Source organism: Oceanobacillus saliphilus, from assembly GCF_023522835.1.
Lineage (GTDB): Bacteria > Bacillota > Bacilli > Bacillales > Amphibacillaceae > Oceanobacillus > Oceanobacillus saliphilus.
Genome location: NZ_JALCZU010000278.1, coordinates 1 through 220, shown reverse-complemented (window position 1 = coordinate 220; position 220 = coordinate 1). Strand labels below are relative to the sequence as shown.

The window sequence follows — 220 nt, the reverse complement described above, 5'->3', positions numbered from 1 at the left end:
CGAAGGTGGGACTGATGATTGGGGTGAAGTCGTAACAAGGTAGCCGTATCGGAAGGTGCGGCTGGATCACCTCCTTTCTAAGGATTATAACGGAACGCTGATGAGGAACTTGTTCCTATCGGTAAGGACATACTTGGTTGTTTGGTTCAGTTTTGAGAGAGCAAATCTCTCAATTTTGATTTGTACCTTGAAAACTAAATAAGAGTAATCAACGACATCA

General features: G+C 42.7%; 1 rRNA gene. It reads left to right on the top strand.

The annotated features are described in order from the left end of the window. A 16S ribosomal RNA gene (locus tag MN204_RS21160) occupies nucleotides 1-77 on the top strand; the annotation flags it as partial. Nucleotides 78-220 lie beyond the last annotated feature (143 nt).